General features: G+C 70.7%; 19 protein-coding genes and 1 pseudogene. 9 read left to right on the plus strand and 11 right to left on the minus strand.

The window, feature by feature from the left end; translation table 11 throughout:
* The 5 genes from ACR2FV_RS01000 to ACR2FV_RS01020 form a co-directional block, all read left to right on the plus strand.
* Positions 1-460: hypothetical protein (locus ACR2FV_RS01000; protein WP_434013866.1), on the plus strand; the 460-nt coding region annotated here is incomplete at its 5' end.
* Between the two features lie 219 nt (positions 461-679).
* Positions 680-991 (plus strand): hypothetical protein, encoded by a 312-nt coding sequence (locus ACR2FV_RS01005; RefSeq protein WP_434013867.1) that lies wholly within the window; start codon positions 680-682, stop codon positions 989-991.
* A gap of 9 nt (positions 992-1000) precedes the next feature.
* A complete protein-coding gene (locus ACR2FV_RS01010; RefSeq protein ID WP_434013868.1) occupies positions 1001-1588 on the plus strand; it encodes a hypothetical protein in 588 nt (195 codons plus the stop codon).
* 38 nt (positions 1589-1626) lie between these two features.
* The gene (locus ACR2FV_RS01015; RefSeq protein ID WP_434013869.1) at positions 1627-2649 is read left to right on the plus strand and encodes an LLM class flavin-dependent oxidoreductase; all 1023 of its coding nucleotides are present in this window, start codon (positions 1627-1629) and stop codon (positions 2647-2649) included.
* A 173-nt stretch (positions 2650-2822) separates the two neighbouring features.
* Entirely contained in the window at positions 2823-3269 is a 447-nt protein-coding gene (locus ACR2FV_RS01020; RefSeq protein ID WP_434013870.1) for a YdeI/OmpD-associated family protein, read from the plus strand.
* Positions 3270-3320: 51 nt separating this feature from the next.
* Here ACR2FV_RS01020 and ACR2FV_RS01025 read toward each other — a convergent pair whose 3' ends face one another.
* The 4 genes from ACR2FV_RS01025 to ACR2FV_RS01040 form a co-directional block, all read right to left on the minus strand.
* Positions 3321-3710, minus strand: a complete 390-nt coding sequence (locus tag ACR2FV_RS01025) for a hypothetical protein (RefSeq protein WP_434013871.1) — start codon at positions 3708-3710, stop codon at positions 3321-3323.
* A 143-nt stretch (positions 3711-3853) separates the two neighbouring features.
* On the minus strand, positions 3854-4180 hold the full coding sequence (locus tag ACR2FV_RS01030) for an ArsR/SmtB family transcription factor (protein ID WP_434013872.1): 327 nt from the start codon (positions 4178-4180) through the stop codon (positions 3854-3856).
* On the minus strand, positions 4177-4668 hold the full coding sequence (locus ACR2FV_RS01035) for a hypothetical protein (RefSeq protein ID WP_434013873.1): 492 nt from the start codon (positions 4666-4668) through the stop codon (positions 4177-4179). The genes ACR2FV_RS01030 and ACR2FV_RS01035 overlap by 4 nt, the downstream gene beginning before the upstream one ends.
* A 152-nt stretch (positions 4669-4820) precedes the next feature.
* Positions 4821-6962 carry a RecQ family ATP-dependent DNA helicase gene (locus tag ACR2FV_RS01040; protein ID WP_434013874.1) on the minus strand — a complete coding sequence of 714 codons (2142 nt, stop codon included), beginning with the start codon at positions 6960-6962 and terminating at the stop codon, positions 4821-4823.
* Positions 6963-7087: 125 nt separating this feature from the next.
* Between ACR2FV_RS01040 and ACR2FV_RS01045 the strand changes: the two genes are divergently transcribed.
* From ACR2FV_RS01045 to ACR2FV_RS01055, 3 genes are all read left to right on the plus strand, one after another.
* Positions 7088-7798 (plus strand): HAD family hydrolase, encoded by a 711-nt coding sequence (locus tag ACR2FV_RS01045; RefSeq protein WP_434013875.1) that lies wholly within the window; start codon positions 7088-7090, stop codon positions 7796-7798.
* Positions 7799-7826: 28 nt separating this feature from the next.
* Positions 7827-10364: a glycoside hydrolase family 65 protein gene (locus ACR2FV_RS01050; RefSeq protein WP_434013876.1), complete on the plus strand. Its 2538-nt coding sequence runs from the start codon at positions 7827-7829 to the stop codon at positions 10362-10364.
* Positions 10365-10440: 76 nt separating this feature from the next.
* Complete coding sequence (locus tag ACR2FV_RS01055) at positions 10441-10932, plus strand: hypothetical protein (RefSeq protein ID WP_434013877.1); 492 nt, start codon at positions 10441-10443, stop codon at positions 10930-10932.
* 31 nt (positions 10933-10963) lie between these two features.
* Here ACR2FV_RS01055 and ACR2FV_RS01060 read toward each other — a convergent pair whose 3' ends face one another.
* Complete coding sequence (locus ACR2FV_RS01060; RefSeq protein ID WP_434013878.1) at positions 10964-11368, minus strand: LysM peptidoglycan-binding domain-containing protein; 405 nt, start codon at positions 11366-11368, stop codon at positions 10964-10966.
* A 202-nt stretch (positions 11369-11570) separates the two neighbouring features.
* Here ACR2FV_RS01060 and lexA point away from each other — a divergent pair, with 202 nt between their 5' ends.
* Positions 11571-12284 (plus strand): transcriptional repressor LexA, encoded by a 714-nt coding sequence (gene lexA / locus ACR2FV_RS01065; RefSeq protein ID WP_434013879.1) that lies wholly within the window; start codon positions 11571-11573, stop codon positions 12282-12284.
* Here the strand turns inward: lexA and ACR2FV_RS01070 are convergent.
* From ACR2FV_RS01070 to ACR2FV_RS01095, 6 genes and pseudogenes are all read right to left on the minus strand, one after another.
* Positions 12259-13137: a Sir2 family NAD-dependent protein deacetylase gene (locus ACR2FV_RS01070; RefSeq protein ID WP_434013880.1), complete on the minus strand. Its 879-nt coding sequence runs from the start codon at positions 13135-13137 to the stop codon at positions 12259-12261. The genes lexA and ACR2FV_RS01070 overlap by 26 nt on opposite strands.
* Positions 13138-13239: 102 nt before the next feature.
* Positions 13240-13878 carry a hypothetical protein gene (locus ACR2FV_RS01075; protein ID WP_434013881.1) on the minus strand — a complete coding sequence of 213 codons (639 nt, stop codon included), beginning with the start codon at positions 13876-13878 and terminating at the stop codon, positions 13240-13242.
* A gap of 248 nt (positions 13879-14126) precedes the next feature.
* A pseudogene (locus ACR2FV_RS01080) lies at positions 14127-14333 on the minus strand (hypothetical protein); the annotation flags it as partial.
* Between the two features lie 75 nt (positions 14334-14408).
* Entirely contained in the window at positions 14409-15461 is a 1053-nt protein-coding gene (locus tag ACR2FV_RS01085) for an aminotransferase class V-fold PLP-dependent enzyme (protein WP_434013882.1), read from the minus strand.
* 75 nt (positions 15462-15536) lie between these two features.
* Entirely contained in the window at positions 15537-16259 is a 723-nt protein-coding gene (locus ACR2FV_RS01090; protein WP_434013883.1) for an AIM24 family protein, read from the minus strand.
* Positions 16260-16344: 85 nt separating this feature from the next.
* Positions 16345-16476, minus strand: a complete 132-nt coding sequence (locus tag ACR2FV_RS01095) for a hypothetical protein (protein ID WP_434013884.1) — start codon at positions 16474-16476, stop codon at positions 16345-16347.
* Between the last annotated feature and the right edge of the window lie 470 nt (positions 16477-16946).

The following is a 16946-nucleotide window of genomic DNA, read 5'->3' on the forward strand; positions in this document are numbered from 1 at the left end:
ACTGACTGACGCCATGATCGAGGAGCAGTTTCACCAGACAGACTTCGCGCTGCCAGAGGCGGTGATGCAACCACCGGACAACCGCACGCTGGTCAACCTCCCTGTCTACTACCAGCTTGCCTGGCCAGAAGAAGGCTTCGAGCCCCAAGAGATCGACACCACCGAGCTGGCAGGGTTCAGCGTCCGCATCCGCCCCACGGTGCAGGACGTCACCTACCACTTCGGTGACGGATCGTCCGAGGGACCAACGCAATCGCTGGGTGGTCCCTATCCCGAGGGCGACATCACCCATACCTATGTCTCCAAGGGCGCGGTCAGCCCCTCCATCAATGTCATCTACGGTGGCGAGGTCAGCGTCGACGGTGGCGACTGGCAGACGATTCCTGCCACCGTGCCGATCGACGGGCCGGCCGTACCGCTGGAGGTGCTCACCTCGCGCAACCGGCTTTTCCAGAACTGATTCCTCACCATTCGACCCGCCTGAGGCAAAGGGCACTGCCTGCCGCGGCAAAGTCCCGGGCTTCGCGGGTGCCGCCCGCTACGTTCGCCGAATGGTGGCTCCCGGGCGGGTGCTCATCGTCTCGACCGGGCAGCCGCGAGACCGGGGCGCACTCGCGGCTGCCCGGTCGTTGCACCGCTCCGGTTGGGCGTCGGCGTCGGCACGCCAGATGGTCCCGGCATGCTCGGCGCCTCTCAGGCGTGTGCGGACACGCACCAAGTAGCGCGTCCCCGCGGCGACAGCGCTGCCTTCGTCGCCGGCGTCCAGGAGGCGGTCGCCGCCGGCCACTACGAACTGGTCTTCGGCGGCAACGACGACTGGATGGCCGCGCTGTCGGCATACCGCGATCACCTCCCCACCCGCGTGGCCCACCCGGATTTCACCGTCGTGCAGACCGCCCTGGACAAGGTCGACCTCACCGAGCACGCCCACCGGGTCGGCCTGGCCGCGCCGCACACCATCCCCGCCACCGAGGCGGCACTGCGCGGCTGACGTGGACCGGTGGTGGTCAAGTGCCGCACCCACTGGTGCCCAGGTCAGACGCGACGACACCGGATCGACGCTCGGCGGTTCCCGGACACGACCACCGCCCGCGCCCAGGTGGAGATGATCATCGAGTCTGGCGGCGAGCCGGTGCTGCAGCGCCCGGTCGAGGGCAGTCTCGGCGCGCTCATCGGCCTCTACCATGGGGGACGCCTGCACGGTCGTGTGCAGCAACGCACCTCGCGCCTGTGGCCCACGCCGCAAGGCATGTCCGCCCGCGCCCGCACCGTCCCCGTGGACCCGGCGCTCACCGAGCGCGCGGAGGCGCTGCTGCACCGGATCGGCTGGCGCGGCCTGGTGGAGCTGCAGTTCCTCACCGGCGCCGACCGCATACCCCACCTGATCGACCTCAACGGCCGCTTCTACGGCTCGCTTGCGCTCGCCGACCAAGCCTGCCCCGGCCTGCGCGCCCAGCACAGCGTCTGGGACTCGCGCGACCCCGGACTCACCTGGCAGCTGATCCGCGAGCGCCTCACGCCGAGGGCAGCCGGCCCCGACTCCGCCTCCACCGAGCAGCGCACGGCTCGCGCCCACGCCGCTGCCTGAGGGGAATCGGTGCGCTCGCACCCGACGTTGCACTCGGTATGCCGTCCGCTCACCACCGCATCCCCCTGTCGGTGCTCGACCTGGCCCCCCGTTCCCAGGGCATGACCCCCGCCGACGCGCTGGCCGCCACCCGATCATTGGCCCAGGATGCCGACCGGCTCGGCTACCGCCGCTTCTGGGTCGCCGAGCACCACGGCACCGAGACCTTCATGTCCTCGGCCACCTCGCTGCTGTTGGGACACCTGGCCGAGCACACCCAGCGCATCCGGCTCGGCTCCGGCGGCGTGATGCTGCCCAACCACTCCCCGCTCATGGTCGCCGAGTACTACGGCACCCTGGCCACCCTGCACGGCGACCGCTTCGACCTCGGCCTCGGCCGTGCCCCCGGCACCGACCCGATGACTGCCGCGGCGCTGGCCCGGGGAACGGGCTCACTGGACACCTTCGCCCAGGACGTCGCAGACCTCGCGGCATACCTGGGCGACCCCCGGCCCGGTGCCCAGGTGCGCGCCCTCCCCGGCGAGGGCACCCACGTGCCGCTGTGGATGCTCGGCTCCTCCACCGGCGGGGCCCAGGTCGCCGCGGCCCTCGGACTGCCGTTTGCGTTCGCCTCGCACTTCGCGCCCGACCACCTCGACAGCGCAATCGAGCTCTACCGCACGCACTTCCGGGCCGACGCGCCGACCGCCCAGGTCGAGCGGCCGATGGTCATGGCCGGCATCAACGTGCTCGCCGCGCCGACCGGCGAGGAGGCGCGGCACCTGTTCACCACCGCGCAGCTGATGGCCGTGCGGATCCGCACCGGGCAGCCCGCCCCACTGGACCCGCCGGTGCAGGACCTGGCTGCGGTGCTGCCCGAGCAGCTGCTGCAGATCGCCGACGCGCACCAGTCCGTGCGGGCTGTCGGCACCCCGGACGAGGTGGCCGCCCACCTCGACGGATTCGTCTCCGAGCACCCGGTGGACGAGCTGATCGTGACGACCTACACCCACGACCCGGCGATGCGTCGCCGCTCCTATGCCCTGCTGGCCGAGGTTTGGGCCCTTCCCCAAGCGGCCTGAGCAGCAGCCGGGCCATCGACGGATGAGCATCGAGCAGCGCCGACTACCCGCAGGTCCAGGTCAAGACAGCCGCAGAGCTGCGTGCCTGGCTCGCCGAGCACCACGCCGGCAGCTCGGGCATCTGGCTGGTCACCTGGAAGAAGGGTCACGGGCCCTATCTGCCGTATGCGGACGTGGTCCGCGAGCTGCTCTGCTTCGGCTGGATCGACTCCAAGGGCCGGCGGGTGGACCAGGACCGCACCTCGCTGCTGGTCTGCCCCCGTCGCCCGGGCAGCGGCTGGTCGCGGGTCAACAAGGAGCATCTGGTGCTGCTCCGCCGCGAAGGACGCATCCAACCGGCCGGGCAAGCAGCGATCGAGCGCGCCGTGGCCGACGGCAGCTGGACCAGGCTCGACGAGGTCGAGACCCTGCGCGAGCCCGACGACCTGAGCGCCGCCCTGGACGCCGCGCCGGACGCCCGTGGGCACGGGGACGTCTTCCCCCGCTCGGCCCGCCGCGCCATCCTGGAGTGGATCGCCTCCGCCAAGACCGAGCCGACGCGGGACCGGCGCATCACCCGCACGGTCGAGGAGGCAGCATCCGGCCGCCGCGCCAACCAATGGCGGCAACCGAAGAGCTGACCAGGGACACGCAGGTCACCTGACGACGGCTGTAGCCTCAGCTCTGCGGCGTCACCAGGTCAGGCCGTGGCGGGCCAGCTCCAACTCGGCATGCAGCCGGTCCACTCCCCGGAACGGTCGCTGCGCCGGCTCGGGCAACCCCAGCGCCAGGCAGCACTCGCACAGCACGTCGTCGTAGGCCAGGCTGACCGCCTGCAGTCGTTGCATCTTGGCCGGCAGGTCCGAGCTCTCGATCCGGCGGAGGTCGGCTTCGAGACGCCGCAGATCGGCGACCAGCCGCTCGAGGCTGGGCCGGTCCCGGGTCAGCCTCGGTGGCGGGCCGGGCTCGACCACCCATCGCAGGCGCATCCGGCGCCGTCTGAGGGCGGGACGCAACAGCAGCCTGCTGAGCAACGGCGACAGCAGCAAGAGCGTGAAGGCGGTGATCGTCAGCACTTCCATGGCGCCACTCCGTTGTCACTGCCAGGCCCACGGGACGGCAGCGTCCGTCCTGGTCAACCTCCATCATCACCCGGCGGCTGTGGTATGTCGAGGGTTCCCGCCCCTGCGACCGGCGGCCGAGCAGGCCGCCTTGTCCGGACGGCCTACCCGAGGCCCGGCCGCTCGGCCAGCTCCTTGATGCCGGCCAAGCGCCGGTCCCATTGGGCAGCGATCCGCTCCAGGTCTCGACCGGCCTCGCTCAACCGCGCCCCGAGGGCCTCGAACCGCACCTCGCGACCGCGCCCCGCCGCCGGGACAACCAGGCCGGTCTCACGCAGCACCGCGAGATGCTTGGCGACGGCCTGGCGGCTCACCGGAAGCTCAGCGGCCAGCGTCGTCGCCGAGGCCGGCTCCTGCCCGAGTCGCACGAGGATGGACCAACGCGTCGGGTCGGCCAGGGCGGCGAAGGTGCTGTTCGGCGCGACGCTCACCCGCGACCGCCCCGGGTGACGTGGACCCTGGCCGCTTCCAGCTCCTGGCGCCAGCCACGCTCGTTCTCCTCATAGGTCGCGCGCTGTGCGGCAGGGCCGCCGGGCAACGAGGCGAGGCCGCTTTCCACCACGCGCAACAGCACGCCTCCGGCTGCCTGCTCCACGATCCAGAACTCCACCAGCGTCCGCGCTGTCTCCGCTGCACCGCTGCGCTGCTCAGCGCCGTCGTTTGCGCCACCCAGCCAGCGGTAGGCGGCATACCTCGGTTCTTCCAGCGCGACCGTCTGGATGCGGAAAGGCGCCGTAGGCGGGGTGCCGGACCGTCGCGACATCACCCTCGACTTCGGTGGGCAGGTCCACGACCTCCCCTCGTTGATCCACCACCCACGACGGGCGATCAGGTCCCACACCCGCATGGAGGTCGCATCGAGCGCAATCTCCCGCTCGATGCGGTCCGGCACGGTGTCGATATCGGTCTCGCTCTGCATGAGGCATCACTTCCGTCACGTTGAGAGAACTTGGTGCAACCCCCAGATTGCACTACCAGGGGCGAGAAGCAACCCCGAGGTTGCTACGGCACACTGCCTTGCTCGGCTGATCGGAAGGGTCGGGACGCAGTGCTTCGTTGCCGGGCTCGGGCTCAGCCCTCGAGCGCCAGGGCGAAGGGCAGCACGCCCGGTGCACCGGCCCGCCGCAGGGCGCGCGCCGCCACGGTCATCGTCCAGCGCGAGTCGACCCGGTCATCGACGAGCAGCACGGGACCCGGCACCGCGCTCAGCGTGGCCGCGAGCTCGGTCGGCACGACCACGCGGTCCCAGACGCCGGCCAGCCGAAAGGCGCTGTTGCCGCCCGACTCCCCCGTCGGACCGCCGTGCGCATAGTCCAGGGTGCCCAGCAACGGCAGGCGGCCGATGCTGCCGATCTGCTCGGCAAGCGAGGCGACGAGCACCGGATGACGGCGCGACGGCATCGCCATGACGCCCACCGGCCGCTGCGCCCAGTCCCACTGGGCCAGCACCTGCACGCAGGCGCGCACGACCTCCGGCGGCACCGGCGCATCCGGCTCCTCCTCCGTCCCGCGCAGCACGGCCCGCAGCCGCTGCCCCCACCCCAGGTCGCTCAACCTGGCCAGCGCACGACCGGGCTCGGCCAGGTCCTCGGCGCCGATCTTGCCCTTGACCTCGACACCGAGCCTCGGCATACCGGTCGGCCACTGGGCCCGCGGATCGATCCGCACGCCGACCTCGCCGAGGCGACCCCGGGCCACCGCCAGAGCCTGCTCGGGGATGTCGGTGGGGTAGAAGTCCCCGGCGCACACGTCACACCGCCCACACGGGGCGGCGCTGGCGTCGTCGAGACACTCCTGCAGGAAGGCCATCCGGCAGGTCGTCGCCGCCTCGTAGTCCAGCATCAGCTCGGCCTCACGGGTCCGCGCCTGCGCCACCCGCTCATAGCGCTCCCGGTCATAGGTCCACGGCCGCCCCGTCGAGACCCACCCACCGGAGACCTTGTCGACGGCACCGTCGACGTCGAGCACCTTGAGCAGCAGCTCCAGCCGGGTGCGCCGGACGTCGACCATGGTCTCCAAGGCGGGCGTCGACAGCGGCCGCCCGGCGTCGGCGAGGGCGGTCAGCACGGCGTCGGCGTGATCCTGCCGGGGCATCGATGCGGTGGCGAAGTAGGACCAGATGTCGCGGTCCTCCGAGCCCGGCAGCAGCAGCACGTCAGCCGTGTCGGTGGCCCGGCCGGCCCGGCCGACCTGCTGGTAGTAGGCGACCGGTGAGGCGGGCGCGCCCAGATGCACGACGAAGCCTAGATCCGGCTTGTCGAAGCCCATCCCCAGGGCGCTCGTGGCGACCAGCGCCTTGACCTCGTTGTGCCGCAGCGCCTCCTCCAGCCGGGCCCGCTCCTCGGGGTCGGTGCGACCGGTGTATGCCGCGACGCGCCCACCCTGCGAGCGCAGCGCCTCGGCGACGTCCTGCGCGGCCGAGACGGTCAGGCAGTAGACGATGCCGCTGCCGGGCAGGTCCTCCAGGTGAGCGACCAGCCAGCCGATCCGCTGCTCCGGCGTCAGCCGGCGCAACACCCCCAGTCGCAGCGAGGCCCGGGCCAGGGGGCCGCGGATCGTCTCCACCCGGGTGCCGCCCACACCGAGCTGCTCGGCGACGTCGGTGACCACCCGCTCGTTGGCGGTGGCCGTGGTAGCCAGCACCGGAGTGTCCTGCGGCAGCTCGGCCAGCAGGGTCGCGATCCGCCGGTAGTCGGGCCGGAAGTCATGCCCCCAGTCGCTGATGCAGTGCGCCTCGTCGACGACCAGCAGGCCGCAGCGCGCCGCAAGGTCGGGCAGCTGCTCGTCGCGGAAGCGGGGGTTGTTGAGCCGCTCCGGGCTGACCAGCAGCACGTCGACCTCGTCGGCCGCCAGGGCCGAGCGGACGTCGTCCCAGTCGGTGGCGTTGGCGGAGTTCATCGTCACGGCCCGCACCCCGGCCCGCTGGGCCGCCGCGATCTGGTCGCGCATCAGGGCCAGCAGCGGCGAGACGATGACCGTCGGCCCGGCCCCCTGCTCCCGCCGCAGGGTCGTGGCCACGAAGTACACCGCCGACTTGCCCCACCCCGTGCGCTGCACCACCAGCACCCGGGCGCGGTCCTGCACCAGGGCCTGGATCGCCTCGAGCTGCCCGTCCCGGAAGGTGACCTCGGTCCGGCGCTCCCCCACCAGGGCGCGCAGGGCGGCCAGGGCGCGCTGCGGCATACCCTCGGCAGTGCCGGTCACTTCACTCATGCCCGCCACCGTAGGCGCTGCCACCGACACCCCTGCACCCCCAGCCGGAAAGCCGACCTCCAGCGTCATGTATGCCGCCACAGGTGGGCACAAGTGGCTGGGGGTGTGCCCTAGGGTGGTGGCTCGTGAAGTGGGACGACTACGACGCAGCCCTGTTCGACCTCGACGGTGTGCTCACCCCGACCGCCGTGGTGCACATGCGCGCGTGGGACCAGATGTTCAACGACTTTCTTGCCCAGCTGCCCGACCAGCGCCCCTACACCGACCAGGACTACTTCGACCACGTCGATGGCCTGCCTCGCTACGAAGGTGTGCAGACGTTCCTGGAGTCCCGCGGCATCGAGCTGCCGCACGGCGACCCCTCCGACGACCCGGGCCAGCGATCCGTGTGCGGGCTGGGCAACCGCAAGAACGCGCTGTTCACCACGGTCCTGCACCAGGGCGGCATCGACCCCTACCCCGGCAGCGTCCAGCTGCTCAACCACCTCGAGCTGATCGGGGTCGGCATCGCCGTCGTCTCCTCCTCCAAGAACGCACCCGACGTGCTGCGCACCGCCGGCATCGTCGACCGCTTCGAGGTCGTCATCGACGGTGCCGTCGCCGCCGAGCACGGGCTCCCGGGCAAACCGCAGCACGACACCTACACGTATGCCGCGCAGCAGCTGGGCATCGCGACCACCCGTTGCGTGGTGCTCGAGGATGCCCTCTCGGGGGTGCAGGCCGGGGCAGCTGGGGACTTCGGCCTCGTGGTCGGGGTCGACCGCGGCGCGGGGGCAGCCGAGCTGAGCGCCCACGGGGCGGACATCGTCGTGTCCGATCTGGCCGAGCTCATCTGAGCATTTCTGTGAAGACCAGGGTGATCTGATGTCGCACCGCCACAACTCTCATCACGTGCCGGGGCCCGCGCTCGACCCGCTGGACCGCAGCCGGTTCCCGGTGGACGAGTGGCGACTGGTCGAGCTCGTGCACGACAAGCGCGACCTCGGGGTCACCGAGGCCCTGTTCGCCGTGGCCAACGGCTATCTCGGCATGCGCGGCAACCCCGAGGAGGGCCGGGACAGCCACACCCACGGCACCTACGTCAACGGCTTCCACGAGACGTGGCCGATCCGGCACGCCGAGGAGGCCTTCGGGCTGGCGCGGGTCGGGCAGACGATCGTCGACGTCCCGGACCCCAAGGTCTTGAAGCTCTACGTCGACGACGAGCCGCTGCTGCTCGACATCGCGGACCTCGAGGGTTATGAGCGTTCGATCGACTTCCGCGAGGGGCTGTTGCGCCGACACCTGGTCTGGCGCACCAGCGCCGGCAAGCGGGTGCGGATCAGCACCACCCGGATGACCAGCTTCGCCTCCCGTCACCTGGCCGTGCTGACTATGGACATCGAGATGCTCGAGGGCAACGCCGCGATCACCGTGTCCTCACAGATCCTGAACCGTCAGGACGGTCAGGACGAGTACCACGTCCGGGCAGCGGCCATGGGCGAGGGTTTCGACCCGCGCAAGGCCGATGGCTTCGACCGCCGCGTCCTGGAGCCGAGGGCCAGTGCCGTCAAGGACGGTCGGCTGCTGCTGGGCTACCGCTGCCACGACTCACGGATGACGATCGCGGTCGGTGTCCAGCACCTGATCTCCACGGACAACGACACGACCGAGGAGCTGTCGGCGGACATCGACGTCGCCAAGCACGTCGTGCACGTCGAGGCCAAGCAGGGCACCCCGATCCGGATCGAGAAGCTGGTCGCCGTGCACACCTCCCGCGGAGTGCCGGTGACCGAGCTCAGCGATCGGTGCTGGCGCACGCTGGACCGCTCGGTCACCGCCGGGGTGCCTGCCCTGCACGCCGAGCACAGGGACGCGCTCACGGAGTTCTGGGACTGCTCCGACGTGCAGGTCTCGGGACAGCCGGAGGTCCAGCAGGCGGTGCGCTGGAACCTGTGGCAGCTGGCCCAGGCCTCGCTGCGCTCCGGGAGCCACGGCATACCGGCCAAGGGCATGACCGGCTCTGGCTACGGTGGTCACTACTTCTGGGACACCGAGTGCTACGTCATGCCGTTCCTGGTCTACACCAACCCCCAGGCGGCACGGAACGCGTTGCGCTTCCGGCACAGGATGCTGGACGACGCGCGCCGGCGCAGTGCCGACCTGGCCCAGCACGGGGCGTTGTTCCCGTGGCGCACGATCAACGGCGAGGAGGCCTCGGCCTACTTCGCGGCCGGGACGGCGCAGTACCACATCAACGCCGACGTCGCGTTGGCCCTGATCCGCTACGTCCGGGCCACCGGTGACCGGACCTTCTTGCTCGGCGACGGCATCGACATCCTGGTCGAGACCGCTCGGCTCTGGGCCGACCTGGGCTTCTGGCGCTCCAACGGCGACAACGCCTTCCACATCCACGGCGTCACCGGGCCTGACGAGTACACGACGGTGGTCAACGACAACCTGTTCACCAACGTCATGGCCCAGTTCAACCTCCAGGCCGCCGCCGACGCCGTGGTCGAGCTGCAGCAGCACGACCCGCGCGACTACGCTCGGGCCGTTGCCAGGCTGGGGCTGCGCGACGGCGAGGTGGATCGGTGGCGCACAGCCGCCCAGGGCATGTTCATCCCGTTCGACGCGGAGCTGGGCGTCCATCCGCAGGATCTGCACTTCCTCGAGCGTCAGCTGTGGGACCTCAAGCACACACCCAACGGCAAGAAGCCCCTGTTGCTGCACTACCACCCGTTGGTGATCTATCGCTTCCAGGTGCTCAAGCAGGCCGACGTGGTCTTGGCCATGTTCTTGGCGGGAGACCAGTTCTCCGACCAGGACAAGCTGGCCAACTTCGAGTACTACGACCCCATCACCACCGGTGACTCGACCCTCTCCGCGGTCGTGCAGTCCATCGTCGCCGCGGATGTGGGGTATGCCGAGCTGGCGTTGCGCTACTTCTACGCCGCCCTCTTCGTCGACCTCGACGATCAGCACGGCAACACCACCGACGGGGTGCATGTCGCCTCCGCCGGGGGCGTCTGGTCGGCCCTGGTCGGCGGGTTCGGCGGGATGCGCGACTACGAGGACCAGCTCACGTTCGACCCTCGCGTGCCGAAGGAGTGGGAGCAGATCTCCTGGCGTCTGCGGTGGCACGGCGCTCAGCTGTCCGTCAGTGTGAGTCAGGATGAGCTGCGACTTCAGGTCCTGAGCGGGCCGGCCGTGGGCGTCACGGTCCGCGGCGAGCCGGTGGACGTGGGCTCCGAGGCGGTGAGCATCACCCTGCGCGGACAGGGACCCTCCCGGGAGGGGCTGCTCGAGGTGCCGCTGAACCTCGGCGAGCGCCGACCCGACGGGAGCCGAATCACGGCCACCGTGCCGCACTCATGGTCGGAACACGACGATGACCCCGAGCTGCAGGGCCACGACAGCTAACAGGCACACCAGGCCCGATGCTCACGGTTTGCTCGCAGACTCGATATCCGGGGTGCTCGTGTGATCCGATGGGGTCATGACTGAGCCATCGGACGATCTGCCCACGGTCCGGCACGGCCCCCCTTCGGTCAACATCTCGGACCTGCCGGCCCCGCCCGAGTCCGAGACCGACCGCCTGGTCGCCGAGATCTCCGGGCCCGGGGACCAGGTGGGGATGGCTGCGCTGTGGCGGGTGACGATGGGGCTGAACTACTGGTGGTTCATCGCCGTCGGCGATCCGGGCGAGGAGTCTCCTGCGGCAGCCGAGATCGACGAGCAGCTGATGCTGCTGACCTTCACGGACAGCGAGCGGGCCCGTCACTTCGCGGTGCAGCAGGGCATGATCGAGCCGCAGGACCACCTGAGCGCGATCGCCCTGCGCCCGGACGAGGTCGTCGAGTCGGCGGACGACTACGTCGCCGGTGGCATCGACGGCTTGATGTTTGACCCTCACCTCAGCGGCTACTTCATCCCCTCGACCCAGCTGCCTGTGGTGCATCAGGCGGTGCAGAGCCCCGACCCCGGCTGACCCGGATCAGCTCCTGGCCGGGATCAGCGGGTCACGGACTCGGGATCTGCAGGACCTGACCGACCTGGATCTCGTTGCTGCTGAGTGCGTTGGCCCGCTGGATCTGCACGATCGCCAGGTCCCGGCGTGCCTGCGGCAGATGAGTGGCCGCCAGCTCCGAGAGCGTCTGACCGCTGCGCACCATCACCTCGGTGCCCGCCTCGGCCGGTGCGACCATCGCCAGGACCGTGGGGGGTGTCACGGCCAGCGCGGCCAGCATGCTCAACGTCACCGCAAGTCGACCTCGGCGGGTCAGCCGCACCGGGTCGCCGGTGCGCCGAAGGCGCGTGTGCGACTGGGTGGCCTTGCTCGGCACGGCGTGCAGGTGCCGCCCGCCTCGAGCGGGGGGCGCACCCCAGGGCAGAGCGCCGGAGTGCGAGAGGGCTGCTGCCGTCATGATGCCTCCTTCGGTCATACGTGCGTTCGATCGCACGTCTGTCCACTTTGTAGCACGGATGTGCGAGGATGTCGACACGCCGGTCGAACAGATGTTTGTGTCGGGCGCGCTCGCCTCATACGATGTGTTCACGTCAAGTATTTGAGCAGCGACCACCGACAGACCTGCTGACCTGGCGTTTTACCGAAAGGGGCTGGATCCGATGGCCGATATCCACGAGCTGCCCGAGCGCGGGACGACCGAGCTCAGCGCGCGCCAGCGCCGCGTGCTCGAGGTGATCCGCGAGTCGGTCGACCGACGAGGCTACCCACCCAGCCTCCGGGAGATCGGTGAGGCGGTGCAGCTCGCCTCACCGTCCTCCGTGGCCTATCAGCTCAAGGCGCTGGAGCGCAAAGGTCACCTGCGACGCGACACGCACCGGCCGCGCGCCATCGAGGTGGTTCTCCCGGGAGAGGACGGGGGCGCCTCCTCCGGCTACCGTCGCTCGGCGCAGACCACCGACGCGTCGGACGACGAGACCGGCGTCGGCGACGCCCGGCCCGCCGCGTCCTACGTGCCGGTGGTCGGCCGGATCGCCGCCGGCGGCCCGATCTTGGCCGAGCAGGCCGTCGAGGACATCTTCCCGCTCCCCAAGCAGATCGTCGGTGACGGCGACCTGTTCCTGCTGCGCGTCGTGGGCGACTCGATGGTCGACGCCGCGATCTGCGACGGCGACTGGGTCGTCGTCCGCCGCCAGCCGGATGCCGACAACGGCGACATCGTGGCGGCGATGCTCGACACGGAGGCCACCGTCAAGACCTTCAAGCGCACGGCCGACTCGATCTGGCTGCTGCCCCACAACGACGCCTATGACCCGATCGACGGTCGGGATGCGGTCGTCCTCGGCAAGGTCACGGCGGTGCTGCGCCGCGTGTGAGGTCGTCGGCCAGGCTGGGTAGCACGTCGCCGAGCAGGGCGTCGAGGTGCACGTCGGTCTGCTCGTCCCCGCGCGTGCCGCCCCGGGTCACCACCGCCACCGGTATGCCGAGCGCGGCCGCGCGGCGCACGAAGCGGTAGCCGCTCATCACCTGCAGGGACGAGCCCAGCACGAGCAGTGCGCGTGCCCTCTCCACGACGGCGTAGGCCTGATCGACCAGCTCGCGACTCACGGCGCCGCCGAAGAAGACGACGTCGGGCTTGAGCCGGTCCGAGCGGCAGACCGGACAGCTGACCAGGACGAACCGCTCGACCTGCTCGGCCGGAAGGAGCACGTCGCCGTCCGGGCGGACCTCCTCGCTGTGCACGGACCACGTCGGGTTCGCGTGCGCGAGCCACGCGTGCACCTGTTCCCGCGGGAAGCACGCGGAGCAGTCCAGGCACACCACCCGGTCCAGACTGCCGTGCAGCTCGATCACGGGGGCGGCTCCCGCCGCCTGGTGCAGCCCGTCGACATTCTGGGTGATCAGCCCGGTCAGCAGCCCGGACAGCTGCCAGTCCGCGACGGCCTCGTGGGCGACGTTGGGCCGGGCCGCGGCAAACCGCTCCCAGCCGGCGTAGGCGCGGGACCAGTAGCGGCGCCGGCCGGCCGCGTCGGCAAGGAACTCGGCATACTGCATCGGCTGCACGCGGCGCCGGCCATCCGAGCCCCGGTAGTCCGGGATACCGGAGGCGGTCGACATCCCGGCCCCGGTCAGCACCGCCACCTCGCCCCCACGCAGCAGGTCGAGCACCGCGGCATAGCCCCCCTGGTCGACAGGGGTGCGCGGTGGGAGGGTGGTGACGTCGGTCACCGGCCCAGGGTAGGTCAGCCAACAGGCAGAGACACCACGAAGGTCGTCCCCTCCGGCGTGCGGCGCACGGTCTGCCCAGGCCACCTCAGGACGCCGTTGTGGTCAGTGCCGACCGAGGGCGGTCACCCGGTCCGACCCGGCGAGCACCCGGTGGGCCTCGTCCCGGGCGACGAGGTGGGGGTAGGGCGGCTCGAACGGGTGCTCGGCGACGATGACCTCCGGGCTGTGCGCGCGCAGCGAGGCGTCGGCCACGACGTAGCCGTGTCGCTCCAGGACGTGCTGCTCCTCGGTGGTGAAGGCGTCCAGGTCGGTGCGGACCCGGCTGATGGCGCCGACCACGTCGTCGGGGTAGGCGCCGCCGACCCCGGCCGGCAGGCCGTGCCCGGGCACCCCGGAGACCGAGGTCGGTGCCTCCAGCGACCAGGTCGCCCCGTGCAGCAACCCGGCGGAGAAGGCGGAGCGCAGCCACCACAGCCGCGTCGTGTGCCCACCCCCGGCGGCGATCGACAGCAGCCGCCACAGCCGCCCGAGCACCGAGCCGGCCGGCTGCCCCCGGAAGACCGCCCCGCCGTCGCTGACCAGCACGGTCTCGTGGTCGGTCCAGACCGGCTCGAGCCCCAGGTTGTCGTAGACCCCGCCGTCCGCGGGGAACCACGGTGGGTGGGCGCAGGAGGCGACGACCGCGTCGACGACGCGCAGGCCGGGCGGGGCGGCGGCATAGCCCAGCCGGTGGTCGCCCACCCGGCCCCGCGGCCAGACGCTGCGCGCACCGGGGTATCCGAGCGGCCCCAGCCGCCGGGTCGAAGCCGGGCCAGCATGGCCGGCGTGCGCACGTTGCGGGCCGTCAGCCGGCGCAGCGGCTCCACGACGTGCTCGGTGAGTCCCCCGACGCGATGGTCAGGCCCGTCCGGACCGGGCCACTCCAGCGCGGGGTGGGCCAGCAGGTTGGCGACCAGCGCGCCGCCGGAGACCGCGGAGACGGTGCGCAACCGACCCAGGATCCCCAGCTCGTCCAGCCGCTGCACCGCGCCGAGATGGAACAGGGCAGCGCGGAAGCCGCCCCCCGACAGGCACGGCGCCGCCCCGTGCCGGGGCCGTCGGGAGGACGGCCCGTGGTGGGCGTGGGCCCGGGCGGCCTCGAATTGCGCGGAGACCGGATCGGCCGGCAGTTGCCCCAGCTCGTGCAGCACAGCCACAGTGCAGCAGCCGAGGGTGACGTGCTGGTGAACACTGCGCGGACAGGTCGGTGACGCCGTAGCGACCGCACGGTGTCAGGGCTTGCGTGCCCGCCCGATGGCCTCGGCGGCGAGCTCGACGTCGGCCTCGTCGTTCCACAGGTGGCAAGCCAGCCGGACCGAGCCGGCGCGGGAGGCGACCGTGGCACCGGCCTGGCTCAGCGCCCGGGCCACCGAGCCGTCCGGGTCGGGCACGGTCAGCACCGGACGCCCCTGGGCAGGCTGACCGATGCGCTCCCGCAGGCCGTCGGCGAGGGCGACGTCGTGGTCGCGGATCTCGCTGACCGGCACGTCCGCGAGGGCCTCGGTCGCGGCCGCCGCACCCACCCAGGACAGCCAGGCCGGGGACACGTCGAAGCGGCGCGCGTCCTGGGCCAGGACCATCCCCGGCCCGTAGACCGACTCCCAGACCGACTCGCCCGCATACCAGCCGGCGTTGACCGGGACCAGCCGGTCGGCCACCTCGGGACGGACCGTGAGGTATGCGGTGCCGCGCAGCTGGCACAGCCACTTGTATGCCGAGCACACGGTCAGGTCGAAGCGCGCTGCCTCGAGGGGGTGCCACCCGGCGGCCTGGGTGACATCGCAGAAGGTGAGCGCGCCGTGCCGCTGCGCCGCCGCCAGCACCGCGGGCAGGTCGGCCAGGTGCCCGGTGGCGCTCTGCGCCAGGCTGAACACCACGAGGTCGGTGTCTGCGGTGACCGCCTCGGCGAGCTCGGTCCGCGGCACCTGGCGGACGGTGATGCCGCGATCGCGCTGCACGAGGAAGGGATAGACGATCGAGGTGAAGTCCTCGGCGATCACCACGACCTGTGCGCCGGGCGGCAGGGACGCAGCGACCATCCCGGCGAAGACGGAGGTCTGCGAGCCGACCGCCACCTGCTCGGTCGGCACGCCGACCAGGGCGGCATACCCCGCCCGCGCCCGGTCGACCGCCTCGCCGTAGGCCACCGGACACGCCTGTCCCGACTGCCACTGCAGCAGCGCCTCCTGCATGGCGCTGACCACGGGCACCGGGGGCAGACCCAGGGTGGCGGCGTTGAGGTAGCCCGGCGTGGGCGCGAACAGACTGCGGGCGGCGAACGGCATACGCCTAGCGTGGCCGAGACTCATCGATCACACAATGACGCTCTACTTTGGCCTTTGCCCAAGCGGAGGTGATGTCTAGTTGAAGAGCTCCCCGATCCCCCCGGAGCGACCACCGCCGGACTGGGCCCCACCGGTGGGCACGTTCTCCGACGGCTGGACCATCACCGAGCCGCGACCGGTGAACTTCATCTGCAGCAGCTCCCCCGTGCCGCCGCGGATCATCGAGCCGAGGCCACCGGTGTCGACCTTGATGTCCATGTTGACACCGGAGGTCCACAGCACGACCGCCTGCGCGTCAGCGAAGGTGGGTGCGGAGGCGACATCGAAGACGACCGGCTCACCCTTGGTGGTCACCGCGACATAGCCGGTGCCGCGCAGCGACACGTTGTAGAGCCCCCCGGTCATCATCCCGCCGCGCGCCTGCACCCGGTGGATGTCCCAGTCGATGGAGGATGAGAAGGCCAGCACGCTCTGGCCGTTGACCGAGATCTCGTCGTTCTCCAGATACATGACCTGGATCTCGGCGGCCTGGTCGGCGACGAACAGCTCGCCGTTGCCCTCACAGTTCATCATCTTGACGCCCTCGCCGGTCATCTTGGACTTGATCAGCTTGTTGAGGCCGCCGGAGCCCTTGTTGGCGAAGCGGATGTCCCCCTGATAGGCCACCATCGAGCCGGTGAGCGCAAGCACCGGACCGTAGGCCATCGAGATCTTGAGCATCTTCTTGTTCTGCAGGACGAACGGATCGGTGGACTGGGTCTCCTGGTGGTCCTTGAACAGCGAACCGTGGATGGTCATGGTCGGCACAACTCCTTTCGTGACGAGTAGAACCTCACTATGCTCCATCGTGAGGGCTTTGCGGTAGGCCAAGCCCCAGATCTCCTCAAGTAGTCACCGGATGGTTGTTAAGACCGCATGCTGCGGTGACTTGGTAGGTCAGGGGCCGCCGGTCGCCGGGCAGGTGCGCTGGTGTGGCGTTGAGCTCGTCGGTGAGCAGGTGCAGGGCGCGGGCCACGCGTGGGCTGTCGGGGCGGTCCAGGGTGATGGTGATCGCGTTGGTGGCGTAGTCGACGGTTCCGCTTTGGTGCAGCAGGTGTTGGGTGATCGCCCGGTATTCGTCGGGGTCGGCCAGGTAGGTGTTGAGGTGCTCGGCCAGCCAGGCTTCGGCGTTGAACGTGAGGTGTGTCTGACTTAATGAGGTATTTGCGGTTGGAAATACCCAGCCATTCGTGGTGCGTGATCATGGTTGGGTTTCCTTGTGTGTTCGACGGTACTCGATCCGTTCGTGGCGTGCTCGGGTGAGCCCGTCACGGCGGCCCTGACGGATCGCCTCGCCGCGTCCCTCGTGCTCGTCGGGGGGGGGTGACGTAGCCGATCGCGGCCGAGAGCCGCAAGGTGTTGTAGTGGTCCTGGACGAGGTCCAGCTCGGCCTCGAGCTCGGCGCCGTCGGTGATCTGTTCCAGGTGGGGCCACTCGCCCTTGACG

Origin of the sequence: Ornithinimicrobium sp., from assembly GCF_051004135.1 — a bacterium.
Lineage (GTDB): Bacteria > Actinomycetota > Actinomycetes > Actinomycetales > Dermatophilaceae > Ornithinicoccus.